Origin of the sequence: Streptomyces sp. NPDC002130 (assembly GCF_040296465.1) — a bacterium.
Lineage (GTDB): Bacteria > Actinomycetota > Actinomycetes > Streptomycetales > Streptomycetaceae > Streptomyces.
The window spans coordinates 4,188-29,663 of record NZ_JBEOXI010000019.1 but is presented as its reverse complement, the minus strand read 5'-3'; the positions used below and the strand labels follow the sequence as shown (position 1 = coordinate 29,663).

Annotated in this window: 26 protein-coding genes; 12 read left to right on the top strand and 14 right to left on the bottom strand. The window is 71.5% G+C overall.

All coding sequences use genetic code 11. The features are described 5' to 3' along the window. Positions 1–66 precede the first annotated feature (66 nt). From ABT116_RS05925 to ABT116_RS05900, 6 genes are all read right to left on the bottom strand, one after another. Positions 67–369, bottom strand: a complete 303-nt coding sequence (locus tag ABT116_RS05925) for a hypothetical protein (protein WP_351628399.1) — start codon at positions 367–369, stop codon at positions 67–69. Between the two features lie 131 nt (positions 370–500). Continuing rightward, on the bottom strand, positions 501–1,502 hold the full coding sequence (locus ABT116_RS05920; protein ID WP_351628396.1) for a TerC/Alx family metal homeostasis membrane protein: 1,002 nt from the start codon (positions 1,500–1,502) through the stop codon (positions 501–503). A gap of 222 nt (positions 1,503–1,724) precedes the next feature. Next, positions 1,725–3,740, bottom strand: a complete 2,016-nt coding sequence (locus ABT116_RS05915; RefSeq protein ID WP_351628393.1) for a TerD family protein — start codon at positions 3,738–3,740, stop codon at positions 1,725–1,727. Between the two features lie 76 nt (positions 3,741–3,816). Beyond that, positions 3,817–4,395 carry a TerD family protein gene (locus ABT116_RS05910; RefSeq protein ID WP_351628390.1) on the bottom strand — a complete coding sequence of 193 codons (579 nt, stop codon included), beginning with the start codon at positions 4,393–4,395 and terminating at the stop codon, positions 3,817–3,819. A gap of 139 nt (positions 4,396–4,534) precedes the next feature. Further along, entirely contained in the window at positions 4,535–6,679 is a 2,145-nt protein-coding gene (gene uvrB, locus ABT116_RS05905) for an excinuclease ABC subunit UvrB (protein WP_351628387.1), read from the bottom strand. Positions 6,680–6,719: 40 nt separating this feature from the next. After that, entirely contained in the window at positions 6,720–7,586 is an 867-nt protein-coding gene (locus ABT116_RS05900; protein WP_351628385.1) for an MHYT domain-containing protein, read from the bottom strand. Positions 7,587–7,875: 289 nt separating this feature from the next. Here ABT116_RS05900 and ABT116_RS05895 point away from each other — a divergent pair, with 289 nt between their 5' ends. Both ABT116_RS05895 and ABT116_RS05890 read left to right on the top strand, forming a co-directional pair. Further along, positions 7,876–8,748, top strand: a complete 873-nt coding sequence (locus tag ABT116_RS05895; RefSeq protein ID WP_351628382.1) for a glycerophosphodiester phosphodiesterase — start codon at positions 7,876–7,878, stop codon at positions 8,746–8,748. Between the two features lie 52 nt (positions 8,749–8,800). Then, entirely contained in the window at positions 8,801–9,355 is a 555-nt protein-coding gene (locus tag ABT116_RS05890; RefSeq protein ID WP_351628380.1) for a methylated-DNA--[protein]-cysteine S-methyltransferase, read from the top strand. 42 nt (positions 9,356–9,397) lie between these two features. On the opposite strand, the gene ABT116_RS05885 is transcribed toward ABT116_RS05890, so the two are convergent. Further along, on the bottom strand, positions 9,398–9,823 hold the full coding sequence (locus tag ABT116_RS05885; RefSeq protein WP_351628378.1) for a VOC family protein: 426 nt from the start codon (positions 9,821–9,823) through the stop codon (positions 9,398–9,400). Positions 9,824–9,928: 105 nt separating this feature from the next. Between ABT116_RS05885 and ABT116_RS05880 the strand changes: the two genes are divergently transcribed. Together ABT116_RS05880 and ABT116_RS05875 are read left to right on the top strand one after the other, a co-directional pair. Beyond that, positions 9,929–10,837, top strand: coding sequence for a pseudouridine-5'-phosphate glycosidase (locus tag ABT116_RS05880; RefSeq protein WP_351628376.1), 909 nt, complete (start codon positions 9,929–9,931; stop codon positions 10,835–10,837). Then, complete coding sequence (locus ABT116_RS05875) at positions 10,834–11,859, top strand: carbohydrate kinase family protein (protein WP_351628373.1); 1,026 nt, start codon at positions 10,834–10,836, stop codon at positions 11,857–11,859. The genes ABT116_RS05880 and ABT116_RS05875 overlap by 4 nt, the downstream gene beginning before the upstream one ends. A 12-nt stretch (positions 11,860–11,871) precedes the next feature. On the opposite strand, the gene ABT116_RS05870 is transcribed toward ABT116_RS05875, so the two are convergent. Next, complete coding sequence (locus ABT116_RS05870; RefSeq protein WP_351628371.1) at positions 11,872–12,663, bottom strand: methyltransferase domain-containing protein; 792 nt, start codon at positions 12,661–12,663, stop codon at positions 11,872–11,874. Positions 12,664–12,953: 290 nt separating this feature from the next. On the opposite strand from ABT116_RS05870, the gene ABT116_RS05865 reads away from it, so the two are divergent. Continuing rightward, complete coding sequence (locus ABT116_RS05865; protein WP_351628368.1) at positions 12,954–14,081, top strand: magnesium and cobalt transport protein CorA; 1,128 nt, start codon at positions 12,954–12,956, stop codon at positions 14,079–14,081. Positions 14,082–14,144: 63 nt separating this feature from the next. Here ABT116_RS05865 and ABT116_RS05860 read toward each other — a convergent pair whose 3' ends face one another. Both ABT116_RS05860 and ABT116_RS05855 read right to left on the bottom strand, forming a co-directional pair. Next, complete coding sequence (locus ABT116_RS05860; RefSeq protein WP_053671225.1) at positions 14,145–14,573, bottom strand: CBS domain-containing protein; 429 nt, start codon at positions 14,571–14,573, stop codon at positions 14,145–14,147. A gap of 174 nt (positions 14,574–14,747) precedes the next feature. Continuing rightward, complete coding sequence (locus ABT116_RS05855) at positions 14,748–15,389, bottom strand: nucleoside/nucleotide kinase family protein (RefSeq protein WP_351628364.1); 642 nt, start codon at positions 15,387–15,389, stop codon at positions 14,748–14,750. Positions 15,390–15,512: 123 nt separating this feature from the next. Here ABT116_RS05855 and ABT116_RS05850 point away from each other — a divergent pair, with 123 nt between their 5' ends. From ABT116_RS05850 to ABT116_RS05840, 3 genes are all read left to right on the top strand, one after another. Continuing rightward, a complete protein-coding gene (locus tag ABT116_RS05850; RefSeq protein ID WP_351628361.1) occupies positions 15,513–16,211 on the top strand; it encodes a DUF2293 domain-containing protein in 699 nt (232 codons plus the stop codon). Between the two features lie 202 nt (positions 16,212–16,413). After that, complete coding sequence (locus tag ABT116_RS05845) at positions 16,414–16,893, top strand: anthrone oxygenase family protein (protein ID WP_351628358.1); 480 nt, start codon at positions 16,414–16,416, stop codon at positions 16,891–16,893. Positions 16,894–17,045: 152 nt separating this feature from the next. Further along, a complete protein-coding gene (locus ABT116_RS05840) occupies positions 17,046–18,536 on the top strand; it encodes a glutamate synthase subunit beta (protein WP_351628355.1) in 1,491 nt (496 codons plus the stop codon). Positions 18,537–18,646: 110 nt separating this feature from the next. Here ABT116_RS05840 and ABT116_RS05835 read toward each other — a convergent pair whose 3' ends face one another. Next, a complete protein-coding gene (locus ABT116_RS05835) occupies positions 18,647–19,132 on the bottom strand; it encodes a carboxymuconolactone decarboxylase family protein (RefSeq protein ID WP_351628353.1) in 486 nt (161 codons plus the stop codon). 47 nt (positions 19,133–19,179) lie between these two features. Here ABT116_RS05835 and pdxR point away from each other — a divergent pair, with 47 nt between their 5' ends. After that, positions 19,180–20,592, top strand: coding sequence for a MocR-like pyridoxine biosynthesis transcription factor PdxR (pdxR, locus tag ABT116_RS05830; protein ID WP_351628350.1), 1,413 nt, complete (start codon positions 19,180–19,182; stop codon positions 20,590–20,592). A 37-nt stretch (positions 20,593–20,629) separates the two neighbouring features. Here the strand turns inward: pdxR and ABT116_RS05825 are convergent, their stop codons facing one another. From ABT116_RS05825 to ABT116_RS05815, 3 genes are all read right to left on the bottom strand, one after another. After that, positions 20,630–21,442 carry an SAM-dependent methyltransferase gene (locus ABT116_RS05825; protein WP_351628347.1) on the bottom strand — a complete coding sequence of 271 codons (813 nt, stop codon included), beginning with the start codon at positions 21,440–21,442 and terminating at the stop codon, positions 20,630–20,632. A gap of 80 nt (positions 21,443–21,522) precedes the next feature. Further along, positions 21,523–21,777: a DUF397 domain-containing protein gene (locus ABT116_RS05820; RefSeq protein ID WP_033310663.1), complete on the bottom strand. Its 255-nt coding sequence runs from the start codon at positions 21,775–21,777 to the stop codon at positions 21,523–21,525. Beyond that, positions 21,778–22,638 carry a Sco1979 family transcriptional regulator gene (locus tag ABT116_RS05815; RefSeq protein WP_351628344.1) on the bottom strand — a complete coding sequence of 287 codons (861 nt, stop codon included), beginning with the start codon at positions 22,636–22,638 and terminating at the stop codon, positions 21,778–21,780. 250 nt (positions 22,639–22,888) lie between these two features. On the opposite strand from ABT116_RS05815, the gene ABT116_RS05810 reads away from it, so the two are divergent. From ABT116_RS05810 to ABT116_RS05800, 3 genes are all read left to right on the top strand, one after another. Further along, on the top strand, positions 22,889–23,551 hold the full coding sequence (locus ABT116_RS05810; RefSeq protein ID WP_351628341.1) for an ATP-binding protein: 663 nt from the start codon (positions 22,889–22,891) through the stop codon (positions 23,549–23,551). Then, on the top strand, positions 23,548–23,982 hold the full coding sequence (locus tag ABT116_RS05805; RefSeq protein ID WP_351628338.1) for a hypothetical protein: 435 nt from the start codon (positions 23,548–23,550) through the stop codon (positions 23,980–23,982). Before ABT116_RS05810 ends, ABT116_RS05805 begins: the two co-directional genes overlap by 4 nt. A gap of 318 nt (positions 23,983–24,300) precedes the next feature. Further along, on the top strand, positions 24,301–25,476 hold a 1,176-nt coding region (locus tag ABT116_RS05800; RefSeq protein ID WP_502983825.1), incomplete at its 3' end, for an ABC transporter ATP-binding protein.

The window sequence follows — 25,476 nt, the reverse complement described above, 5'->3', positions numbered from 1 at the left end:
ATCGTCGCAGACGGGCAGGGGCCCCGCACACCGGTCGTGCCGGGCCCCCGGGAGCGTCCTGAGCAGCTACTTGAGGGCACGCGCGTCCAGGAGGTCGCAGTTGGTGAACACCCGCTCGCCGGTGCTGAGCGCGTCCAGCCGCTCCGCCATCGCGCTGGTCTCGGGGTCGTCATTGTTGCGCATGGCCTCCTGGTACGACTCGAACTCGATCACGGCCAGATAGCGGCTGGGCTTGTCCCGGTCCTTCAGCAGCATGCTGTGGGTCGGGCCGTTCGTACGGCCGGCGTTGCGCTGCCCCGCCTCCTCGAGCACCTGCTGCATCTCTTCCAGACGCTCGGTCTCGAACTCGATGATCTGCACGAACCTCATGGCACCTCCAGCCGGCCACGGCGGCCCCCGGGCCGGGGAACGCGCTCAGCAAACAAGCAAGCACCGGGACCGGCGGTCGGCAATTCGCGGAGCACCGGTCCCGGCGATGGTTGTTCCTACGTCCGACGCGGTCAGACGTCGATGCTGTCCTTCGGAGCGCCTCCGCTCCCGCCCTGCGCCGCCTCGGCCGCCGCCTGCTTCTTGGAAGCTCGCAGGCTGGTGATCGTGGTGACGATCAGAACGGTGCAGATCACGCCGAGCGAGACCGGAATGCTGATTTCGGGAACGTGTACCCCGGACTCGTGCAGAGCGTGCAGCACCAGCTTCACGCCGATGAAGCCTAGGATGATCGAGAGGCCGTAGCTGAGGTGGACCAGCTTCTTCAGCAGGCCGCCGATGAGGAAGTACAGCTGGCGCAGACCCATCAGGGCGAACGCGTTGGCCGTGAAGACGATGTACGGGTCCTGCGTCAGGCCGAAGATCGCGGGGATGGAGTCGAGGGCGAAGAGCACATCGGTGGTGCCGATGGCCAGCATCACGACCAGCATCGGGGTCATGACCCGCTTGCCGTTCTCCTCGATCCACAGCTTGGTGCCGTGGTACCGATCCGCCACGCCGAAGCGGCGCTCGGCGGCCTTGAGGAGCTTGTTCTCCTCGAACTCCTCGTCCTCCTCGTCGGCACGGGCTTCCTGGATGAGCTTCCAGGCCGTCCAGATGAGGAAGGCGCCGAAGATGTAGAAGACCCAGGAGAAGCTGGCGAGGATCGCCGCACCGGCCGCGATGAAGATCGCTCGCAGGACCAGGGCGATGAGAACACCGATCAGCAGCACGCGCTGCTGATACTGCGACGGCACCGCGAACTTCGCCATGATCAGGACGAAGACGAAGAGGTTGTCGACGCTGAGTGACTTCTCGGTGATGAAGCCGGCGAAGAACTCACCGGCGGGCTGACCACCGGCGAACAGGAGCAGGCCGAACCCGAAGAGCGCGGCCAGCACGATCCAGACGACCGTCCAGATTCCGGCTTCCTTGATCGACACGTCGTGCGGCTTGCGGCCGATGAAGAAGTCGACCGCGATGAGGGCGGCGAGGCCCACGATCGTCAGGACCCATAGGGTCACGGAAACATCCACTGCGCCTCCGGCAGTCGTAACGGCAAATGTCAGCGTCGTCGCTGCCGGAGGTCTCTTCCACCCAGAGATGGGCCGACGCCCCGGGATCTGGCCTGATCCGTATTGACGGGTACGCCGCAGCAGACAGGGAGTACTCCCCTCCGTGCCGTCAACAGTACCCAATCACCAAGAACAGGTAAAGTGCTTGGCAAAAGAAAGACCAAAAACCCTGGTCAGATGGCTTTACATGAACTTGGTACGGGCGGCGGCCACCTGACGGAGCACCTGCTGGAGGATCTGGCTGCCGGGCGGCACGAGCGTCGGCTCGTACGTCCAGGCATGACCGACCCACGGGTCGGCGAGGTGATCGTCGGCCACCGGCGTCAGTCGCAGCAGCGAACGCCACAGGGGGTCGAGCAAAGGCCCGTACCCGGAGGACTCCTCCCGGTCGGCCACCATCATCAGGTGGACACCGAAGGCGGGGCCCTCGTCGGCGAGGTAGCGCAGCTGGTTCACGGCCCGGTCGTCGAACCCGTGCGGGAAGTCGTTGACGATCAGGAGCTGCTGGGAGGTGTCGAAGCCGGGCGGGAGGGAGTCGGCGGCGCCGCCCCGGACCGCCATCTGCACCAGGTCGACCCGCTGGGTGAGCCGGCCCAGCACGTCCGCCACGCCGGCGGCTCCGCGCGCCGGCGGGGCCGCGAGCACGCCCGTCTCCACGAGAGGAGCCAGCGACTGGGCCCCCGAGCCCGCCGCGTCGATGACGTGGACGGTGAACTCGCCCACCGGGTGGACGGCGAGCAGCCGGGCCGCGTGCGCGACCGCCGTCTCCATGGCGAGACGGCTCATGGCGTGGGAATCGGTGAACGATCCGTCGGACGATCCGGCCGCCCCGCTGTCGATCCACAGGCCTCGTTCCAGCGGCAGCCGGACCAGCATCGGGATGCGGATCCGGTCGGCCTCCGGGAGGTGGAGGTCACCCAGGCGCAGCGCCATGGGCATCTCCATCGGCACCCGGTAGGCGTGCCACACCGGGTTGTCCCAGCGGGCGTACGCCGGCGGCAGGGCCGGTTCCACGACGTCGGCCTCGGCGGCGAGCTGGGTCAGATCCCGGTGGAGGGCCTCCCGGGCCTGGGCGACGAGCTCGGCGTGCCGGGTCCGGGCCGCCTCGCGGGCGGCGTCGCCCTGCCCGCCGATCCGGCTGCGCGGGTCGGAGAGGACCTGCTCCAGCTCCTTGTCCATGCGTGACTCGGCGAAGTCGACGGCGCTGCGGTAGGCGGCGGTGGTGCGGGCCAGGTCCTCGAACATGCCCCACACCTGGTTGTAGAGCCGCTCCTCCATGGACCAGCCGGTCGCATCGCCCGCCACGGGCTGGGCGGGCTGACCGGGTGCGGCCGGGGGCGCGGTCGGAGGGGGCGGCGGAGCGGCGTTCTGGCGGCGCGGGTGGCTGTAGTCGATCGGGCCGCCGGCCGTTGGCGCGGACGGCTCGGTGACGGCGTTGGGGTCCGGCGCGGCGCCGGGATACGACGGCTGCCGAGGGCCGGGCTGCCCGGGACCGCCGGGCGTCTGACCGCCGTAGGGGGACATCGGGGGGACGGGACCGGGCTGAGGCGCGGTGCCGCCCTGGTCCGGGCCGAGCGCGGGAGCCGCTGCCTGCCGGGAGCGGTCACCGTCCGCCGTGCGGGGCGGGGGCGCCTGCACCGAGCGGGCCAGCCCCTGGGCCACCGCGTCGTCGATGCCGGCGGCGAGCTGCTGGGCCTGCAGCAGGCCCTGGTCGGCGAGGAGTTCGGCGAGGCCGCCCGCGTAGCCCTGGCCGACAGCGCGCACCTTCCAGGCGCCCTGCCGGCGGTAGAGCTCCAGGGCGACGACGGCCGACTCGGCCTCCAGGCCGGTGATGGTGTAGCTGGCGACCTCCCCGCCGTCGAGACCGGTGACGGCGACGAAGGGGGCCGCCACGGCGCCGAAACGGAGCGGTCCCGTCCCACCGGCGGGCAGGGCGAGCAGCACGCTGACCCGGTGGACGGTCTCCGGTACGGCGTCGAGGTCCACCGCGAGACGGTGGTCGGCGGCGGCCTGCCGGGGGACCTCGAGACCCGGCTGGGTGGGTGCGCCCGGGTGGGCCACCCACTCCACGCCGTGGATCCGGCCGTTCTCGTCGCCGAGTGCGGCCACGGCCACGATCGGCGTACCGGCCGAGATCCGGATCTCGAGACGGGCCTGGGAGAGCGGGTGGTTCTGCCCCCGCACCAGCTCGGCCGTCATCGCCTTCGTCCCCCTGTGTCGTTGTGTGGAGTCGGGTGCTGCTCGGCGGGCCCGCGACTCCGGGGCCCGGGTGCGCTCAGAGCACCGGCAGGATCGCCGGCATCAGGTCCTGGAAGGTGCGGCCGTTGGCCGGGTTGCCCAGGGCCGTCATCGTCCATCCCTGGCCGGAGCGGTGGACCTTGGCCATGATCTGGGCCGTGTACTGGCCGCCGCCGGCGAGCGTGTAGCGGGCGAGCTCCTGGCCGTTGGTCTCGTCGACCAGGCGGCAGAACGCGTTCTGCACTTCCTGGAAGGTCTGCCCCGTGAAGGAGTTCACGGTGAAGACGATCTGGTCGATGTGGACCGGGACCCGCGCGAGGTCGACGAGGATCGCCTCGTCGTCGCCGCCCTGGCCGACACCGCCGACGAGGTTGTCACCGGTGTGGCGCACCGAGCCGTCGTCGCTCACCAGGTGGCGGAAGAAGACGACGTCGACCGGCTGCTTGTCCGCGAACAGGACGGCGGAGGCGTCGAGGTCGATCTCTCGCGTGCGCGAGCCGAACAGGCCGCGCCGGGGAGCCGCCTGCCAGCCGAGACCCATGCGAACCGCAGTCAGGCTGCCACCGTCCTTCTTCTGCAGACTGATGGCCTGACCCTTGGTCATGTTGACGGTCACGCGCTGATTCCCCTCTCGAACGTCCCCTGTTGCCGCGTGCTCGCGGTTGACCAGAACCCTACGCAGCGGCACGGACAGTGCCGTACCCCGGTCCGCACTTTGTGTCGGTCTTGCAACACTGCGCGTACGCGGCCCTCTGTCAGGCCAGGCCCGCCTCCTTCATCTGGCGCAGTTCCTTCTTCATCTCGGAGACCTCGTCGCGCAGCCGGGCCGCGATCTCGAACTGGAGCTCGGCGGCGGCGGCCCGCATCCGCGCGGTCAGCTCCTCGATCTGCCCGGCCAGTTCTGCCGCGGGACGGTCGGTCGGCACGGTCTCGGTGGCCTTGCCCTTGCCCTTGGCGGACTTGGCGTTGCCGGCCGTCTTGCCGAGGGAGGGCACGGGCGCCTTGGTGCCCCCGCCGTCCTTCTTGGCCTTGCGGTAGCCCGAGCCGAGCAGCTGCTCGGTGTCGACGTCCTCGCGGGCGATCTGGGCGACGATGTCGTTGATCTTCTTGCGGAGCGGCTGGGGGTCGATGCCCCGTTCCGTGTTGTACGCGATCTGCTTCTCGCGGCGCCGGTTGGTCTCGTCGATGGCCTTCTCCATCGCGGGGGTGATCTTGTCGGCGTACATGTGGACCTGACCGGAGACGTTGCGCGCGGCGCGGCCGATGGTCTGGATCAGGGACGTGCCGGAGCGGAGGAAGCCCTCCTTGTCGGCGTCCAGGATCGCGACCAGGGACACCTCGGGCAGGTCGAGGCCTTCGCGCAGGAGGTTGATGCCGACCAGCACGTCGTACTCGCCGGCGCGCAGTTCACGCAGCAGTTCGACGCGGCGCAGGGTGTCGACGTCGCTGTGCAGATAGCGCACCTGGATGCCCAGTTCCAGGAAGTAGTCCGTGAGGTCCTCGGCCATCTTCTTGGTGAGCGTGGTGACGAGGACGCGCTCGTCCTTCTCGGTGCGCTGCCGGATCTCGTGCACCAGGTCGTCGATCTGGCCCTCGGTGGGCTTGACGACGACCTCGGGGTCGACGAGGCCGGTGGGGCGGATGATCTGCTCGACGAAGCCGTCCGAGCGGGACATCTCGTAGGTGCCCGGGGTGGCCGACAGGTAGACCGTCTGGCCGATGCGCTCCTGGAACTCCTCCCACTTCAGGGGGCGGTTGTCCAGGGCGGAGGGCAGCCGGAAGCCGTGGTCGACGAGGGTGCGCTTGCGGGAGGCGTCCCCCTCGTACATGGCGCCGATCTGCGGGACGGTGACGTGGGACTCGTCGATGACGAGGAGGAAGTCGTCCGGGAAGTAGTCCAGCAGGGTGTTGGGCGGTGAGCCGGGCGAGCGGCCGTCGAAGTGCATCGAGTAGTTCTCCACGCCGGAGCAGCTGCCGATCTGACGCAGCATCTCGATGTCGTAGGTGGTCCGCATGCGCAGGCGCTGGGCCTCCAGCAGCTTGCCCTGCTTCTCCAGCTCCGTCAGGCGCTCGGCCAGTTCCTTCTCGATGTCGTTGACGGCCCGCTCCAGGCGCTCGGGTCCTGCGACGTAGTGGGAGGCCGGGAAGACGTAGAGATGCTCGTCGTCGCTGATGATCTCGCCGGTGAGCGGGTGCAGGGTGGACAGCGCCTCGATCTCGTCGCCGAACATCTCGATGCGGACGGCCAGCTCCTCGTAGACCGGGAAGATCTCGATCGTGTCGCCGCGGACGCGGAAGGTGCCGCGGGTGAAGGCCATGTCGTTGCGCGTGTACTGGATGTCCACGAAGCGGCGCAGCAGCTCGTCGCGGTCGATCTCCTCGCCGACGCGCAGCGGGACCATGCGGTCCACGTACTCCTGCGGGGTGCCGAGGCCGTAGATGCAGGAGACCGAGGCGACCACGACGACGTCACGGCGGGTGAGCAGCGAGTTCGTCGCGGAGTGGCGCAGCCGCTCGACCTCCTCGTTGATCGAGGAGTCCTTCTCGATGTAGGTGTCCGACTGCGGGACGTAGGCCTCGGGCTGGTAGTAGTCGTAGTACGAGACGAAGTACTCGACTGCGTTGTTCGGGAGCAGCTCGCGGAACTCGTTCGCCAGCTGGGCGGCCAGCGTCTTGTTCGGCGCCATCACGAGCGTGGGGCGCTGGAGCTTCTCGATCATCCACGCGGTGGTGGCGGACTTACCGGTGCCGGTCGCGCCGAGCAGCACGACGTCCTTCTCGCCCGCCTCGACGCGCCGGGCGAGGTCGGCGATGGCCGTCGGCTGGTCGCCGTTCGGCTGGTAGGGGCTGACGACCTCGAAGGGCGCCACCGTGCGTTCGATCTTTGAAACGGGCCGCATGGGTTCCACCGTACGACCCCGCACTGACAACGGGCTCTGATCAGCGGTTCTGCGGGGTGCGGGACCCCCGGTGCTCCACGGTGCGGCGGGGGCGGAACCGCAGGCGGTGGGCGGAGTGGCGGACGTGGGTGTGGGCGGGGATGCCGGGCTTGTGCTCGGCGGGGACGACGGTGGGCTTCCCCATGACCATCAGCGGATCGAACATCACCACCACCCCCGCCAGGAGCAGGAAGGCGAGCGGGCCGATCAGCATGGGCGCGAGCAGTGTCGCGGGCGATTCCCCCGTGGTGGGTTCGGCCGTGCCGTGCAGGTGAACGCTGAGGGCGGCCATGCCCGTGTAGTGCATGCCGCTGACGGCGAGCCCCATGACGAGGCTGGCGCCGACGCTCCACAGGAAGCCCCTGACCTGGCCGGCGGCCCACAGGGCGGCGGTGGCGGCGCCCATGGCGATGGCGACGGAGATGCCGACGGTGACGGTGTTGTACTCCAGCTTCCCGTCCAGGCTCATGCTGGCCATGCCCAGGTAGTGCATCGACGCGATGCCCAGACCGGTGATGGTGCCGCCGGTGAACAGGGCCGTACCGCGCGCGCCCTTGTAGCCGACGATGAAGATCCCGATGCCCACCATGATGATCGCGACGGCAAGGCTCGCGAAGGTCATCGCCTTGTCGTAGTGGATCGGGGTGCCGCGGACCGTGAAGCCCATCATGGCGATGAAGTGCATGGTCCATATGCCGGAGCCGATGGCGGCGGAGCCGAGGGCGAGCCAGCCGGGGCGCCAGGACTGGGCGACGAGCATGGATCTCGTGGTGCAACGCAGGCCCAGCGCGCCGCCGAGGCAGGCCATGAAGTAGGCCACCAGGGGGGTGACCAGGCCGTAGCTGAATCCGTCGACCGTGCCCTGCATGCGCGGCTGCCCTTCCCGCCCTCGTACGTCCCGGAATTCCTGATGTGCGCCCCCTCCCAGGACCGCACAAGCGGTCAGGGTCGACGCAGAGAGTATGACCCCCACCGGAATGGTCGAACGACTTTCCGGCAAACAAACACGGCCTTGCCGCAGTTGTGCGGTACCAGTGAGCGGAGTTGGGCGATCTCCGTTCAACGTGTGGCCATCCTGCACCCCTCTCGCGTTGACCCTCTGCTGTCACAGTTGTGCTGTCTGTGATGTTGCCGTTCGCTCGTCGCGAGGAGTACGCATGCACGCGCGCGCTGTTGCCGCCTCGACCACCGCACTCCTGGGGACCGCCGCTCTCCTGTTCCCCGTCTCCCCCGCGCACGCCGCGGGTGGTGACACGTCCCCGCTGGTCATCGGGCACCGGGGGGCCTCCGCGTACGCGCCCGAGAACACCCTGGCCTCCCTCGACAGAGCTGCGGACCTGGGCATCCGCTGGGTGGAGAACGACGTGCAGCGGACGAGGGACGGAGAGCTGGTCGTCATCCACGACGACAACCTCCGGCGCACCACCGACGCCGAGGAGGTGTTTCCCGACCGGGCCCCCTGGAAGGTGGAGGACTTCACCGCCGCCGAGATCGCCCGTCTGGACGCGGGCAGCTGGTTCGCTCCCGCGTACGCGGGCGTGCGCGTGCCGACGTTGGAGCAGTTCGTGCGCCGCTTGGAACATCATCGTCAGAAATTGCTCCTGGAGATCAAGAACCCGGAGCTGTACCCGGGCATCGAGCGGCAGACGTTGGCGGTCCTCAGCAACGAGGGCTGGCTCGACCGGTCGCACCTGACGGGCCGGCTGATCGTGCAGAGCTTCAGCGCGGACAGCGTGCGAACGGTGCACGAGCTGAAGCCCGGCGTCAAGACCGGCCTCCTGGGGACGCCACGGCTGCCGGACCTGCTCGACTGCGCCGAGTTCGTCGACCAGATCAACCCCTCCCACAGCTCGCTCTCCCCGGCGTACGTGTCGTCCGTCCAGGCGTTCGACGGACCGCACGGCAGGCCGATGAAGGTCTTCGCCTGGACGGTCGACGACGCGAAGACGGCCCGGCGGGTCGCCGGTTACGGCGTCGACGGGATCATCACGAACAAGCCGGACGTGGTGCGCAAGGCCGTGGGCGGCTGATCCGGAGTTCCGCCCCGGCGGCGTTGTCAGTGGCGGGTCCTACTGTGGGCGCATGGACAGCCGAGAGCAGGTCGAGCCGAACATCGTGTGGGCGGTCGTCGACAGCGGGATCGGGCCGTTGCTGCTGGCCGCGAGCCGGGACGGGCTGGTCAACGTCGTGTTCCACGCCACGGACGCGGTACGGGACCGGGCCGTCGAGCGGCTGGCGTCGCGGCTGGGAACCGAGCCCGTCGAGGCGCCCGGCTCGCCGCTGCTGGCCGAGGCGATACGCCAGTTCGAGGCGTACTTCGCGGGTGAGCGGCGCGACTTCGACCTGCCTCTGGACTGGTCGCTGATCTCCGGCTTCAACCGGGCGGTCCTGCGCGAACTGGCCTCGGGCGTGCCGTACGGCCAGGTCGTCGGATACGGCGACCTGGCCGGGCGCGTCGGCCAGCCGGGCGCCGCCCAGGCCGTGGGCATGGCGATGGGCGCAAATCCGCTGCCGGTGGTGGTGCCCTGTCACCGGGTGGTGGAGAGCGACGGCGGCATCGGCGGCTTCGGGGGCGGCCTGGAGACCAAGCGGAGGCTGCTCGCCCTGGAGGGGGTGCTTCCCGAGCCGCTCTTCTGAGAGCCGCCGCTCCTCTGCGAGCCGATGGGGTTCCGGGCTCGGTCAGTCGTAGTGCCGGGCTTCGAAGACGTTGCCGTCCGGGTCGCGGAAGTAGAAGCTGCGGGCGGCCTTGCCCTGGGCTCCGAAGGAGCCGTGCGCGAGGTCCGACGTCGGTACGGAGCGTTCTTCGAGACGGCTGAGGAGGGCGTCGAAGTCGCCGTGGGGCAACGACAGGCAGACGTGGTTGACCGGGTGCCCCGCGCTGTCGGCGGAGCCGGGCAGCATCGTCATGCGTTCCGCGTAGCTCAGCGGCATGAGGTCGAGGATGGTCTCGCCGTTGACGCGCACGGAGGGGAACGGCGCCTCACCCGCCGCGAATTCCGCGAGCCGGACCGCCTCCAGGCCGACGGCCTTCTCGTAGAAGTCGGCGGCGGCCAGCGGGTCGCGCACCCAGAGGACGACATGGTCGAGACGTGTGTGATCGGTCATGCCCCCAGGCTCGTGACGACTCCGGCTGCCCGCAAGGGTTTGGCCCGGTCCGCCGCTCGCCAGAGATGAGGGAAGACGACTGACCGACTGACAGGAGGCAGGCGCGTGGTGCTGGTGGTGTCCGAAGAAGTGCGGGAGGCGATCGACGCGCGCCGGCCCGTCGTGGCCCTGGAGTCCACGATCATCGCCCACGGGCTGCCGCGGCCGCGCAACCTCCAGGTGGCGCTGGAGCTGGAGACGGCCGTACGGCAGGAGGGCGCGGTGCCCGCCACGATCGCCGTGCTGGACGGACGCCCGTGTGTGGGCCTGGACAAGGAGCAGCTGGAGCGGGTCGCGAACGAGGACGGGATCCGCAAGCTCGGCCACCGTGACCTGCCGCTCGCGGTGGCGTCCGGGGCGAGCGGGGCGACCACGGTGTCGGCGACGGCGCTGCTGGCGGCGCTGGCGGGCGTACGGGTCTTCGCGACGGGTGGGCTCGGCGGGGTGCACCGGGAGTGGACGACGACGCAAGACGAGTCGGCCGACCTGGGGCTGCTGGCGCGCACCCGCATCACGGTGGTGTGTGCCGGGGTGAAGTCGATCCTGGACGTACCGGCGACCCTGCAGCGGCTGGAGACGCTGGGGGTCGCCGTGGCCGGTTACGGCACCGGCCGGTTCCCCGGCTTCTACCTCTCGGACTCCGGGCACCCGGTGGACTGGACGCTTCAGACGCCGGGGCAGGTGGCGGACGTCATGCGGGCCCAGGACGCGCTCGACGGGCCCGAGTCGGCGCTGATCGTCGCCAACCCCGTGCCCGAGGACGAGCAGCTGGATCCGGACCTGCACGCGCGGGTGCTCGCGCAGGCGCTGCACGCGTGCGCGGAGGAGGGCGTCACCGGCCAGGCGGTCACTCCCTTCCTGCTCGACCACCTGGTGCGGCACACGGACGGCGCCTCCCTGAGCGCCAACCTGGCGGCGGTCCGGGGGAACGTACGCCTGGCGGCACGGATCGCGGCGGCCTGGGCCCGGGGATGACGGCGGCCGGCGGCGCGGGGCCGGAAGGGAGAACGGCCTCCGGGAGCACGGGCGCCGAGGAGGGCCAGGGGCTGCTGGGCCCGGGAGAGGGAACGGCCTCCGGGAGCACGGGCACCGAGGCGGGCCGGGGGTTGCTGGTCGTCGGGGACGTCATCACGGATGTCGTCGCGCGGCACCGAGGGCCGCTCGCGCCCGGCACGGACACGGCCGCCAGGATCCGGACGGTGGCCGGCGGAGCGGGCGCCAACGTGGCGTGCTGGGCGGCCCACCGGGGAGCGGCGGACGTGCGGCTGCTCGGACGCGTCGGGGCGGATGCGGCGGCATGGCACGAGCGGGAGCTGGTCGCCCAGGGGGTGCGTCCGCAGCTCGTCATCGACCCGCTGGCGCCGACCGGCACGGTGATCTGCATGGTCGACGGGGGCGCTTCAGCGGAACGGACGTTCCTCACCGACAGCGGCGCGTCGGTGCGGCTCGGACCCGCCGACTGGTCGGACGCGCTACTCGACGGCGTGGCCCGGCTGCACCTCTCGGGCTACCTGCTGTTCTCCGACCCGAGCCGGGCCATGGTGACGGTGGCCCTCGGAGCCGCACGCGCCCGGGGGGTGCCGGTGAGCCTGGACCCGGCTTCGGCCGGCTTCCTGGCGGAGCTGGGCGCCGAGCGGTTCCTCGAGCTCGTCGAGGGCGTGGACGTGCTGCTTCCCAGCCGGGACGAGGCGTGCCTGCTGACGGGGCTGGCGGACGCGGCCGAGGCGGCGGCCGAGCTGAGCCTGCGTGTGCCGCTGGTCGTCGCCAAGCAGGGCCACGAGGGGGCACTCGTGGCCCGCTCGGGGAAGGTGAGCGCCCGCGTCCCGGCCGTACCTGCGACACCACGGGACACCACGGGGGCGGGTGACGCCTTCACCGGCGCGTTCCTCGCCGCCCTGCTCGCGGGTGCGGGGCCGCGGGACGCGGCCGCGGAGGGCTGCCGGGCGGGTGCGCGAGCGGTGGAGCAGGTGGGCGGCAGACCGCCCGTGCGGGGCTGACGGCCCCACCCGCTACTGCTTACGCCCCCACGCCGAGATCATCGGAGCCGTCGTCAGATCGAGTGTGCCGGACATGACGTTCTCCAGGTGCCGGTCGATGTCCTGGTCCGTGGCGAGGCCGGCGGTGACGAGCTGGTCGCGGATCTGGCGGATCGTGACGGACTCCAGGGCCGCGCAGGCCGGCGAGGCGAGGGGGAAGTAGGCATCGGCGTGGACCCGGGTCAGTCCGGCGTCGCGGAGCAGCCGCGGCAGTGTCCGGCCGCAGGGCAGATCGGTCCCGCGGTCGGCGAGCAGTCGGCGGAAGCCCTGCCGCAGCCGGTTCGCGAGCTGCTGCTCGGGCCCGTACTCGTCGGGGCAGAGAAGGGGCTGCAGCGCTGGGTCGGCGTCCTCGACGAGGAGGCGCCCGCCGGGGCGCAGTGCCGTGGCCATGGACCGCAAGGCCCGTTCCCGGTCGGTCACGTGGACGAGGGCGAGGCGGGCGTGGACCAGGTCGAAGCCCTCCCCCGGCGGCTCCTGCGCGCCGAGGTCGTGGAGCCGCACCTCGACCGGTGGCCGGGCGGCGGAGGCGAGTGAAGAGGTGTCGGTGTGGGTCGCGACGACGCGTCCCGTCGGGCCGACCTTCTTGGCCAGCCACGCCACCACCGAGGTGCCGGCGCCGACCTCCCAGCACCGCCAGCCGGATCCGATGCCGAGCGCTTCGAGGTGCCGGAACGTCGTGGGGTCGAAGAGGGCGGCGAAGGCACTGAAGTGCTCCGCCGCCTCGGTCTGCCGGTTCGCCAGGAGGTACCCGTCGGTTCGCGTCATACGACGATCATCCCATTTGTCCGACTTACCCGTACTCGTCGACGCTCCGGCACGGAGCACCGGGTCGGCTGCTTCGTGGCGGAGAAGGATCGAGGCTCCCGTACGAGAACCACCCGGTCAGGACATGCGTCGTACGGCAGGGTCACGGCGCCTGTGTGTCGTCCGTCCACAGGCGGGAACGAAGCGGAATGAGCCTTGTCCACAGGCTTACCCGCAGCTCACGCGGGCCTGGCAGACTGGCGCGCCAAGGCGCAGGAACAGCGCGAGAAGTTCCACGCAAGGAGAGCCGGATGTCCATGGCAGGGAATCTGCGGAAGGTCACGAGCCTCGGCGGGGTCGGTGGCCTTCGCAAGGTGGCTCGGCTGGCCCGGCGACGTCCGCGCGTCGATCTGAGTCACCCGGCCCGGTCCCCGCTGGGCTCCTCGGTGGTGAACTGCGTGACGTACCGGGACGGCGTCCGCACCTCCGCGCGCGGCGATCTGGTGGACACCGTGGAGCGGGTGCGCAAGAGCCGGGAGGGCTTCGTCTGGCTCGGCCTGCACGAGCCCACGGACCAGGAGTTCGCGGGCATCGCCGAGCTCTTCGACTTGCACCCGCTGGCCGTCGAGGACGCGATCGAGGCCCACCAGCGGCCCAAGCTGGAGCGCTACGGCGAGACGCTCTTCGCGGTGTTCAAGACGGTCTGCTACGTCGAGCACGAGGAGCTGACGGCCACCAGCGAGGTGGTGAACACCGGCGAGATCATGGTGTTCGTCGGCGCGGACTTCGTGATCACGGTGCGGCACGGCCGGCACGGCTCGCTGGGCCCGCTGCGCGAGGAGCTGGAGTCCGACCCCGGCCAGCTCGCCAAGGGCCCGTCGGCGGTGCTGCACGCGCTCGCGGACCATGTGGTGGACGACTACCTGACGGTCACGGACGCGGTGCAGGCGGACATCGACCAGGTCGAGACGGACGTGTTCTCGGAGGCCGGCGCGCGGGCCGACCCGGGGCGCATCTACCAGCTCAAGCGTGAACTGCTGGAGCTCAAGCGGGCGGTGGTTCCGCTCAGCCGGCCACTGGAGGATCTCGCAACCCGGCCGATCCGGGCGGTCGATCCGGAGATACAGGCGTACTTCCGCGACGTCTCGGACCATCTCCTGCGGGCGAAGGAGCAGATCGCCGCCTTCGACGAACTGCTCAACTCCATCCTCCAGGCGCACCTCGCGCAGGTCACGGTCGCGCAGAACGAGGACATGCGGAAGATCACCGCGTGGGCCGCGATCGTCGCGGTGCCGACGATGGTCTGCGGGGTCTACGGCATGAACTTCGACCACATGCCGGAGCTGCACTGGCGGTACGGCTACGGCATGGTCATCGGCGTGATATCCGTCGCGTGCCTCGCCCTGTACCGGGGGTTCCGGCGCAGCGGCTGGCTCTGACTCGGGCCGTGGCCCGCTGGGGGCCCAAGGGCGCGTGCGAGTGCCTGCGGGGTGACCAGGCGGTCAGTGCATGGCGGTCGTGGCGTAGACGCTCTCCGCCCAGGAGGCGATCTGGTCCTTCGCGAGATGCCGGGCCAGGTCGGCTTCGCTGATCATGCCGACCAGGCGCTTGTCCCGGATCACGGGCAGCCGGCGGATCTGGTGCTCCTGCATCTCGTGCAGCACCTCGCCGACATCGGCGTCCGCGTCGATCCAGCGGGGCGTGCCCTTGGCCATCTCGCCCGCGGTGATCCTGGCGGGGTCGTGACCCATGGCGACGCAGCCGACGACGATGTCGCGGTCGGTGAGGATGCCGCAGAGCCGCTCGTTCTCGTCGCTGATGGGCAGGGCGCCGACGTTGAGTTCGCGCATGAGCTGGGCGGCGCGGTCGAGTGTTTCGTGGGCGGGGATCCACTGGGCGCCGCGGTGCATGATGTCTCCGGCGGTGGTCATGGGGTACCTCCCGGTGCCGGACGGCCGGCGCGGAGCGGGACGCACCGCGAGTCCCGGCGCCCTTCATTCTCGCCGCGCAGCCGGATGCCCGCACACGGAAGCCGACGGCCTACGGGTCGGGACCCAACACGGGTCGCCACCGGACACGGGTCGGCACCGGACACCGGCCCCGCCTCAGCCGTTCCACGCCGGATGACGCGGGTCGTCGGCCCGTACCAGGACATCCGACGTTCCCACCGGGTCCGTCTCCTGCTCGTAGCGCTCGAAGGCGGGGAGGGTCCAGTGCTCGGCCTCGGGTGTGCGGCGGCGCAGGGCGCCTTGGGAGAGGAGGACGTGGACGCTCAGATCGAAGGGGAACCAGTGCCGGAGGAGGAAGGGCCCGTGCATCAACAGCACACCACCGGGCGGGAGTTCGGCGTAGGGGCTGCGAGTGGCACGGTCGGCGGCCGGGTCCCACAGGTCGGGCAGGACGCGGCCGTCGCCGTCGGCTTCGAGCGGGCCGAACACCTCGCGCCACAGGGCACCCGTGTCGTACCAGCCGCTGTAGTAGGCCTCGACGTCCTGGTGGCCGTACTCCAGCCGTACGGAGGCGGGGCGCAGAAAGCCCTCGGTGCCCACGACGAGGGACGAGCGGCCGCGTATGCGCAGCGCCTCGCCGACGCGGCGGGCGAGGTCTCCCGGGCGGGCGGCCGGAGCACCGTCGAAGGCGATGCGGGGCCAGGGACTGCCGTCGGCGGGCTTCAGATCGAGCAGGCGCTGGGCGAGCAGGTCGCCGAGCCGTTCCCAGGTGATCGCTTCGAGTCGCACACGGCCCATGATGCGTCAGGCCGGGGCAGGGGGCGTCCCGCCGGCCGGCGCCTCGGCGGAGCAGCGGCCGGATCGCCTGGGTCCGTCCCCAAGTGCGCAGTTCGGGCCGCCGTCACGGGGAATGAAGCAGGTATGGTCCCCCGCGCCTCGCTCCCGCCCCGCACCGGACTCCTCGTCTTCCAGCCCCTCAAGCGGCGGTACTGCGCCGAGTGCCGACGGGGGCCGCTGCCGCTGCTGGTCCTGGAGGACGGCGCCCCGCGCTGCCTGGACTGCGCCGACCTCGCGCACCTGGTGTTCCTGCCGAGCGGCGACACCGCGCTGACCCGCAGATCGCGGGAGGAGAGCGTGCTGTCGGCCGTGGTCGTACGGTTCAACCGGCGCAAGAGCCGGTACGAGCGGCAGGGCGTTCTGGTCGAGGAGGCGGCGCTCGAACGGGCCGAGCAGCGGTGCCTCGCGGACGCCGAGGCGAGACGGCGACGCCGGGAGCGGGACGCGCGGCGGCGGGCGGCTCAGGACGCCTTGTTCGCCCAGGCGTTCGCGACGGAGATACTCCGGCTCTTTCCGGGGTGCCCGGCCGATCGGGCGCGGGCCATCGCCCTGCACGCCTCGGAGCGGGGCAGCGGGCGGGTGGGCCGCAGCGCGGCGGGTCGTGCGCTGACCGAGGGTGCGGTGACCTCGGCGGTCGTGGCGTCCGTACGGCACCTCGACACGCCGTACGACCGGCTGCTGATGAGCGGCGTGCCGAGACACGAGGCGCGGCGGCGGATCGCGGCGGCGGTGGCGACGGTGCTGAGGGGATGGGCCGAGGCGGGGCTCGGTTCCACGGGGTGATGTGAAGCTCCCGGCGCGCAGAGCCGCCGCGCGTCCGCCCCGGCCGTTCCACGGGCGTGAGGAGGGGGCCGTCCGGTGGACCGTGGACGTGTGCTTATGGGCCCGCGCCGCTCGGCCATGGTCACTGTGCCGGTACGGGATTTCACTTGTGGTGAGGAAGGGTGCCGGGCAGGGTCCCCGGCTCGACGGGCGGGAGAGGGACATGATCGACGGACCGTACTTCGTGCTGACGGTGCTGGGGGTGCTCGGGACCGGCCTCGTGGCCGGGGTGTTCTGCGGGTTCTCGACCTTCGTGATGCGGGGCCTCGGCATGCTGCCGCCCGCGCAGGGGGTCGCCGCGATGAACGCGATCAACGTGGCCGCGGTGACTCTGCCGTTCATGATCGTGTTCCTCGGGTCGGCCGCGCTGTGCGCGGTGATCGCCGTGGTGACGTTCGTGCTGTGGCCGGACGAGGGAACGGTGGAGCTCCTGGTGGGCAGCGCCCTGTACCTGTTCGGGTCGTTCGGGCTGACCATGGTCGCGAACGTGCCGCGCAACGACGCGCTGGCCGGGCTGGAGCCGGACACACCGGAGGCGGCGGCGTACTGGCCGGTGTATCTGCGGGAGTGGACGCTGTGGAACCACGTCCGCACGGCCGCCTCGGCCGGGGCGGCGCTGTCGTACGTGCTGGCGCTCACCTGACGCCGGCGGCTCACCGGGCTCCGGCGCCAGGCGGCGACAGGCAGCGGCCGGGTGGCGGACGTATCGTGGCGAAAGGAGTCCCGCACGACGCATGAGGAGAGTGCGGCCCGACGACGTACGGCCCGGCACACGTGCACGCAAGGAAGACGGCCATGGCCGATCCCAAGGGTTTCATGACCACGCCCCGCCAGGACTGGCCGCGCAGGCCGGTCGAGGAACGGGCGCGGGACTGGGACGAGGTCTATGTCCCCGGGGCGCTGCTGCCGATCATCAGTCGGCAGGCCGACCGTTGCATGGACTGCGGCATCCCCTTCTGCCACGACGCCTGCCCGCTGGGCAATCTGATCCCCGAGTGGAACGACCTGGTCTCCCGGGAGGACTGGCGGGCGGCCTCCGACCGGCTGCACGCCACGAACAACTTTCCGGAGTTCACCGGCCGGTTGTGCCCGGCTCCGTGCGAGGCGGGGTGTGTGCTGGCGATCAACCAGCCTGCCGTCACGATCAAAAACGTCGAGTGTGCCATCGCGGACCGGGCCAGGGAGGAGGGCATCGCGCCGCCGATGCCGCCGGAGCGGCTGTCCGGCAAGACGGTCGCGGTGATCGGCTCGGGCCCGACCGGGCTGGCCGCGGCCCAGCAGCTGACGCGGGCCGGGCACACGGTCGCGGTGTACGAGAGGGACGACCGGCTCGGCGGACTGATGCGGTACGGCATCCCGGCGTTCAAGATGGAGAAGCACCATCTGGAGTGGCGGCTGGAGCAGATGCGGGCCGAGGGGACGAAGTTCCGGACGTCGACGGCGGTCGGGCGGGACATCGGGGCCGAGGAGTTGCGCACGCGCTATGACGCCGTGGTGCTCGCCACCGGGGCGACCGCCTGGCGTGAACTCCAGGTGCCGGGGCGGGAGCTGACGGGGATCCACCAGGCGATGCAGTACCTGCCGCTGGCCAACCGGGTGCGCGAAGGTGATCTGGAGACGTCTCCGCTGTCGGCCGCAGGGAGGCACGTGGTCATCGTCGGTGGCGGCGACACCGGGGCGGACTGCCTGGGCACGGCGGTCCGGGAGGGCGCGGCGTCCGTGACCCAGCTGGACATCTACGCACTGCCGGACGCGGAGCGGGACGAGGACACCGAGCCCTGGCCGACGTACCCGATGCGGGTCTACCGGCTGTCCGCCGCTCATGAAGAGGCCCGTGACCTGCGGACCGCCCCGGTCGCGAACGCGGACGCACGGCTGTTCGCGGCATCCACGCTGCGCTTCGACGGCGACGAGCAGGGGCATGTGCGGTCGCTGCACCTGGTCGAGGTGGACGCGCGGCGCCGCCCGCTGGACGGCACCGGGCGGACGCTCCCCGCCGACCTCGTGCTGCTCGCCCTCGGCTTCTCGGGGCCCGACCGGGAGGACGGGCTCGTCGACCAGCTGGGGCTGGAGATGGAGCCCCGCGGGACGATCGCGCGGGACTCCGGATTCGCCACGAACGTGCCCGGGGTGTTCGCCGCGGGCGACGCGGCGCGGGGGCAGTCGCTCATCGTGTGGGCGATCGCCGAGGGGCGGGCGGTGGCGGCTGCCGTCGACCGTCATCTGACGGGCAGTTCGAGGCTGCCGGCGCCGATCGGGCCGTACGACCGGCCCATGGCTGTGTAGTCCGCCGCGCCCCCGCCAACCGCCGCCGCGCCACCCGGCAACCGATCACCGCCCACCTGCGGACGACCACCGCCCACCTGACGGACGATCACCACCCACCCGTCGGACGGTCACCGCTCGTCCGTCCCCGCGACCTTCCCCGTCGACAGCGCCACCCTGTTCCACGTGTTGATCGTGCAGATCAGGGCGATGACCTGGGCCAGTTCCCGCTCGTCGAACCGCGCGGCCGCCTGCGCGTAGACGTCGTCCGGGACGCCGGCGTCGGCGACGAGCGTCAGCGCGTCCGTGAGGGCGAGGGCCGCCTGCTCCCGCTCGGAGAAGAAGTGACGGGCCTCGCGCCACACGGCGACCATGTGCAGCCGGTCCTCGCTCTCACCGGCTTTGCGGGCGTCATTGGTGTGCATGTGGAGGCAGTACGCGCAGTGGTTGAGATGGGAGGAACGGATCTGGATCAGCTCGACCAGGGCCGGGTCGAGGCCCTCGCGGGCGGCGGCGTCGAAGGCGATGAGGGCCCGGAAGGCCTTCGGGGCGGACGTGCCGAAGTCCAGCCGGTTCGCCGTCCCGTGGGCGCTCTTCGTGCTCGTGTTCGTCGTCATGCCCTTCAACCTACGGGCCGGAAAGACCCGCTGTAGGGTGCATTTCCATGGTGGATTCGTGGGTCAATGCGGCGGAGCGGATCGGGTCCGACCTGCATCTGGAGCTGACCGGGCCGGGCGGCCGCCGGGCGGCACTGATCGGGGCCCTGCGCGAGGCCGTCCGCAGCGGGCGGCTCGCCCGGGGTACGCGGCTGCCGCCGTACCGCTCGCTCGCGGCGGACCTAGGGGTCGCGCGCAACACGGTGGCGGACGCGTACGCGGAACTCGTCGCGGAGGGCTGGCTCACCGCCCGGCAGGGCTCGGGCACCCGGGTCGCGGAGCGAGCCGAACCGCTGCGGCCCGCCGCCCGCGTGCCCAAGAAGACGCCTCCACGCGCGCATGGCCCGCGGCACGATCTGACGCAGGGCACGCCGGACGCCTCGGCCTTCCCACGCACCGCCTGGCTGACCTCCTACCGGCGAGCCCTCCAGCAGGCGCCCCACGAGGTGTTCGGGCCGGGCGACCCCGCGGGGCGGCCGGAACTGCGGGAGGCGCTCACGGAGTACCTGGCACGCGCCCGGGGGGTGCGGACCGCGCCGGGCCGGATCGTGATCTGCTCCGGTTTCGCGCACGCGCTGCGGCTGCTGTTCGGCGGCGGCGTCCTGCGCGGGCCGCTGGCGGTGGAGGCGTACGGACTCGGGTTCCACCGGGAGGTCCTGGGCGCGGCCGGGGTGCGGACCGTGCCGCTCCCCCTCGACGACAACGGCGCACAGGTCGACCGGTTGGGGCGCGAGCGGGCCGTACTGCTCACGCCGGCGCACCAGTTCCCGACCGGCGGCCCGCTGCACCCCGCGCGCCGGGCCACCGTGATCGACTGGGCACGCGCGCGTGACGGGCTGGTCCTGGAGGACGACTACGACGGGGAGTTCCGCTACGACCGCAAGCCGGTCGGCGCGGTTCAGGGGCTCGACCCCGAGCACGTGATCCACATCGGCTCGGTGAGCAAGAGCCTGTCGCCGGCGGTGCGGCTGGGCTGGATGGTGCTCCCGGAGCGGTACGTCGGCGCCGTACTGGACGCCAAGGGCGAGCGCGAGGCGTGGGCGAGCGTGCTCGACCAGCTGAGCCTGGCGGACTTCATCGCCTCGGGGGCGTACGACCGGCACGTGCGGCGGATGCGGCAGCGGTACCGCGGCCGCCGGGACCGGCTCGTCTCGGCGCTCGCCGAGCACGCGCCGCACATCGAGGCCACCGGCATCGCGGCCGGGCTGCACGCGGTGCTGCGGCTGCCGCCCGGCACCGAGGCGTCCGCGGTCAAGGCCGCCGCCTGGCAGGGCATCGCCCTCGACGGCCTCGCAGCGTTCCGGCACCCGGAGGCCGACATGCCGGTGGGCGACGGGCTCGTCGTGGGGTACGCGACCCCGTCCGAGCACGCCTACGGGCCGGCCCTGGAGGCGCTGTGCGGTGCGCTGCCGCCGCCCTGACCGGCCCGAAGCGGAACCCTGGCGGACTCCGAAACGCCTAGGCCTTGCGCCCGATCGCCCCGTAGCCCGGAATCACCCCGTCGTCCTGCCCGGGCACGGGTTCGCCCAGCTCGGGGTGCCAGCGGTGGGGCACCTCGACGCCGGGCTCGACGAGTTCCAGGCCGTCGAAGAAGCGGGTGAACTCCTCACGGGAGCGCAGGGCCAGGGTGACGCCGGCGGCACGCAGCTTCTCGGTGGCCGCCTGCGACTCCTCCGGGGTGAAGTCGGCGGTGGCGTGGGTCATCACCAGGTAGCTGCCGGAGGGCAGTTCGGCGAGCAGCCGGCGGACCAGGTCGTGGGCGCCGTCCTCGTCGGAGATGAAGTGCAGCAGCGCCACGAGCGACAGCGCGACGGGCCGGCCGAGGTCCAGGACCTTCTTCGCGCCCTTAAGGATGGCGTCCGGGTCGCGCACGTCGGCCTGGAGGTACTCGGTCGCGCCCTCGTCCGTGCCGCGCAGCAGGGCCGCCGCGTGGGCCAGGACGATGGGGTCGTTGTCGCAGTAGACGACCCGGGCGCCGGGTGCCGTCTCCTGGGCGACCTGGTGCAGGTTGGGCTCGGTCGGGATGCCGGTGCCGATGTCCAGGAACTGCCGTACGCCGTTGCGGGCCAGCCAGCGTGTGGCCCGGTGCATGAAGGCGCGGTTGACCCGGGCCATCACCGGCACCCTGGGGTCGAGGGTGAGCATCTGCCGGCCCATCTGCTCGTCGACCGGGTAGTTGTCCTTGCCGCCGAGGTACCAGTCGTACATCCGCGCGGGATGGGGTCTGGTCGTGTCGATCTGGTCGGCCGACGTGGGTTCCTGCCCGGTCATGAGGCACTCCGTAAGGCGCAAGGGGCGGTCAATTCAGCGCCAGCGTAGGAAAGTTAAGGACAAAGAACGGCACATACGCATCAGGACAGCAGGAAGTCCGCCTCCCCGGACTTCGCCCCCTCGATGAAGGCCGTCATCTCGTCGGTGGTGTAGATCAGCGCCGGTCCGTCCGGGTCGGTGGACTGGCGGAGGGCGATCCGGCCGTCGGCGAGTTTCATCGCCTCCAGGCAGTTGCCTCCGTTCCCGCCGCTCCACGGCTTGTGCCAGCCTTCGCTGCCCAAGTCGCGCGCGGGCATGCCGTTGTAGACGTGTTTGCGCGGCTTGATGCGATCCATTCACAGCTCCTTGCGGAGATCCCGGAGGATCTCCTTCGTGCGATGTGCCGTAGCGGCCTGCGCCGCCATGCGGTCCATGACCTCGAGGTGGGTCGCCACCTCGGTGCGCGCGTCCAGATAGACCGCGCCGGTCAGGTACTCGCTGTAGACCATGTCCGGCAGTTCGGGCATGGCGAATCGGAACAGCACGAACGGCCCGTACGTGCCCGGGTGCGGCCCATTGGCGAACGGGGCGATCTGCAGCGTCACGTTGGGCAGCTTCGTGGCGTCGAGCAGCTTGTCGATCTGGGCCCGCATGACCTCCGGGCCGCCGGCCGGGCGCCGCAGCGCGGTCTCGTCCATCACGACCCACAGCCGGGGCGCGTCCTCGCGGGTGAGCAGGTCCTGGCGCTGCATGCGCAGGGCGACATGGCGCTCGATGTCATCGGGCCGGGTCTGGCCGATGGCGCCCGACTGGAGCACCCCGCGCGCGTAGTCCTCGGTCTGCAGCAGCCCGGGGACGAAATGAGGCTCGTAACTGCGGATGACGCTGGCCGCGCCCTCCAGGCTCACGTACATCGAGAACCAACCGGGCAGGATGTCGTGGAAACGCTGCCACCAGCCGGGCCGGTTGGCTTCCTCGGCCAGCAGGACGAAGGCCTCGGCCTCCTCGTCGGAGATGCCGTAGGCCTTGAGGAGCAGTTGCAGGTAAGGGATTTTGAGCGCGACCTCGGCCATTTCCATACGGCGGACCGTGGCGGGGGCGACGCGGAGGATGCGCGCGGCCTCCTCGCGCTTCATCCCGGCGTGTTCCCTCAGGTCCAACAGGCGTCGGCCGAGAACGACCTGACCGACCGTCGGCGCGGACCGCGGTTCACTCACGCTCCACCTCCAGTTTCCAGGAAAAGTTCTGACGAGCCGGTCACAAAAGAACGCTGACAGCCCGGCGGCGCCATTCGAGGACCTTTTCGAAGAACTGATTCGAACAAAGGTTTCGAACGAATCTTCGACGATCTCAACTGGCGCCGCGCGGGGTGCTGTTGCGAGCAGTGTGCCACGGCCTTCCAGACCGTCACACAGCACTCTGCAAATTTCAGAGTGACACTTGCCAAGTGTTCACGGCGGGGCGATAGTGGCAAGCGTGATTCCGTCCGCGCCCTTAGGAACAGACGCCGCCGGCCCTCCCGGGCTTGGCGCCGCCACGGAAGAGGTCCCCCTCGGGGCCGCTGCCGAGCGCCGGTTCCGTTTCGAGCTGGCCGCACATCCGGGTTCTCCCGCGCAGGCCAGACGCCTGACCCGAGCCCGGCTGACGGGCTGGTCGGTGTGCGAGGACACGTGCGACAGCGCGGCCCTGGTGGTTTCCGAGCTGGTCACCAACGCCATCGTGCACACGGCGAGCACCCACATAGTGTGCGAGCTGCACGACGGTGACGACCTGGTGCGGATAGCCGTGCGCGACGAGGGCTGCGCCCCTGGCCAGCCCCACGCCGCCGGCCGGACACGGCCCGAGGAGGAGCACGGGAGGGGACTGCTCCTCGTCGACGCCCTCTGTCATTCCTGGGGCGCCCACGAGAACGGCCCCGGGCTGCTGGTCTGGGCCGAGCTGCCACGCACGGCGGACCTGCCGAACGATCCGGCCGAGCCCTGTGCGGACCTGGGCTGGGGCGCCCGCCCGAAGCGCGGCCCGTCCGATGACCCGGACGACCGAGACGGAACCCCTCAGGAGGCACGCCACACGCGCGGAGCCCCGGAGGTCCCCCCGCAGAAGCGCCGCCGAGAGCGGGGGCACGCATGAGCCCCGCACGGGGAGGACGCGTGCTGAACCTGGACACGCTGCTGCGCGTCCGCCGCGGGCTGCGGACGCCCGGTCCGGCCCTGCGGCTGCCCGTGCCCGACGGCATGACGGCCCCGCTGGGCTGTGACGCGGTCGCCGTGCCCGCCGCCCTCGGCCCGCTGGTCATGCCGCGACTGCCCCGCGTGGGCTGCGTCTACGCCGACGAGACGCACTGGTGGTGGCTCGTGCCGTCCGACTCCGACCACGCCCTTGAGTGGCCCGCCCCGGCGCGGTACGTCACCGGCGCGGCCGTCCCCGACCTGCCGGAGATCCCCGACCTGATCCACCGCCCGGACGGCACCCTTCCGTACACCCCGCCGATACCCCTGTACCTGGCCCTGTGCCGCGCGACGGGGACGGCACCCTCCTGGTCCCGTCCGGTCAGCGCGTAGACGGCCCCTCCTGGTCCCGTCCGGTCAGCGCGTAGTCGGACCAGCCCGGCCCCGCACGCCCAGCCGTCGCCCACCCCACCTCCACACCCGGCCTCCGCGCCGCCGGCGCCCCTCCTTCCGGCCGCTCCCCTCACCCCAGCGCATGCCCCCGTCCCCCCACCACCCCGCACCCCCGCGCCGCCCCGCACCTCCTCCGGCCAGGTCGTGCGCCCGCGCGCATCCGGCGCCCCGGGCTGCGCCCTGCCCCGGGCGGTGTCCGCCCCGCGATAGTGGCCGTTCGTTCCAAGGAGCGGGCCCGAGCGGGGAGGTCGGTCGACTGTGGGGAAGAAGCGGACCGCGCCGGAGGTGTCCGAGTCGGAGCGGCTGCTCTTCGGCGGGCCGCTGCGCTACGACATGGGCTGGAACAGTCACGCCGACGCGTTCCTGGAGCTGAACTTCCACGCCATGATCACCCGGCTGCCGTCCCTGCTCGCGGCCAGCCTCCGGCTCGCCCGGCAGGCCGACCGGGGCGCCGCGCGGATCGTGCTGGCCGCCGAGGCGGGCCGGGGCGTGGCGCAGGCGGTGAGCCTGCTCGCGGTGAACAGCGTGCTGGCCCGGCTGATGGGCGGCGGCCCGATCGACGACCGGCTCCGCGGAGCCGTCCCCGCCCTGGTCACGGTGGCCGTCGTGATGTTCCTCGCAGCCCTGCTGCGGGCCGCGAGCACCTATGCCACCGGCCGGCTGGAGCCCAAGGTCGAGCGGGTGGCGACCGAGCAGTACCTGGAGCGGGCCGCGGCCGTGGAGCTGGCCGCGATCGAGGACCACGCCTTCCACAAGCTGCTGGACACCGCGCAGTACGGTGCCGCCTCCGCGCGCCGGATGATCTCCTACGGGACGCGCGTGATCAACGCGATGATCTCGCTGGTCGCGGCGGCGGGCGTGCTGACCGTGCTGCACCCCGCCCTGCTGCCGCTGCTGGTCACGATGACCCTGCCGAGCGCCTGGAGCGCGCTGACCCTCGCCCGGCGCCGCTACGAGTCCTTCCACGCCTGGGTGCAGCACGCCCGCGCGGGCCGGCTGCTCGGCAGCCTGCTCATCGAGCCCGAGGCGGCCCCCGAGATCCGGGTGCACGGGGTGGGCGCCTTCCTGCTGCGGCACTTCCGCGCGATGTCGGAGACGGCCGAGGCCGAGCAGGCCCGCCTGGCGAGGCTCGCCGCGCGCACCGGCCTGATCGCGGCGGCGTGGACGGGCCTGGCGACGGTGGCGACGTACGCGACGCTGGGCGGGCTGCTGCTGGCGGGCGCGATGGCCCTGTCGGTGGCGGGTACGGCCGTGATCGCGATCCGGACCGGCTCGCAGAGCCTGGACACGCTCGTGGTGGAGGTCAACGCGCTGCACGAGGAGGCACTCTTCGTCGGCGATCTGCACCGGCTGTACACCGAGGCGGACCAGTGGGCGATCCCGGCGGGCGGCACGCGGCTGCCGGAGGATCCGCGCGAGATCCGCTTCGAGAAC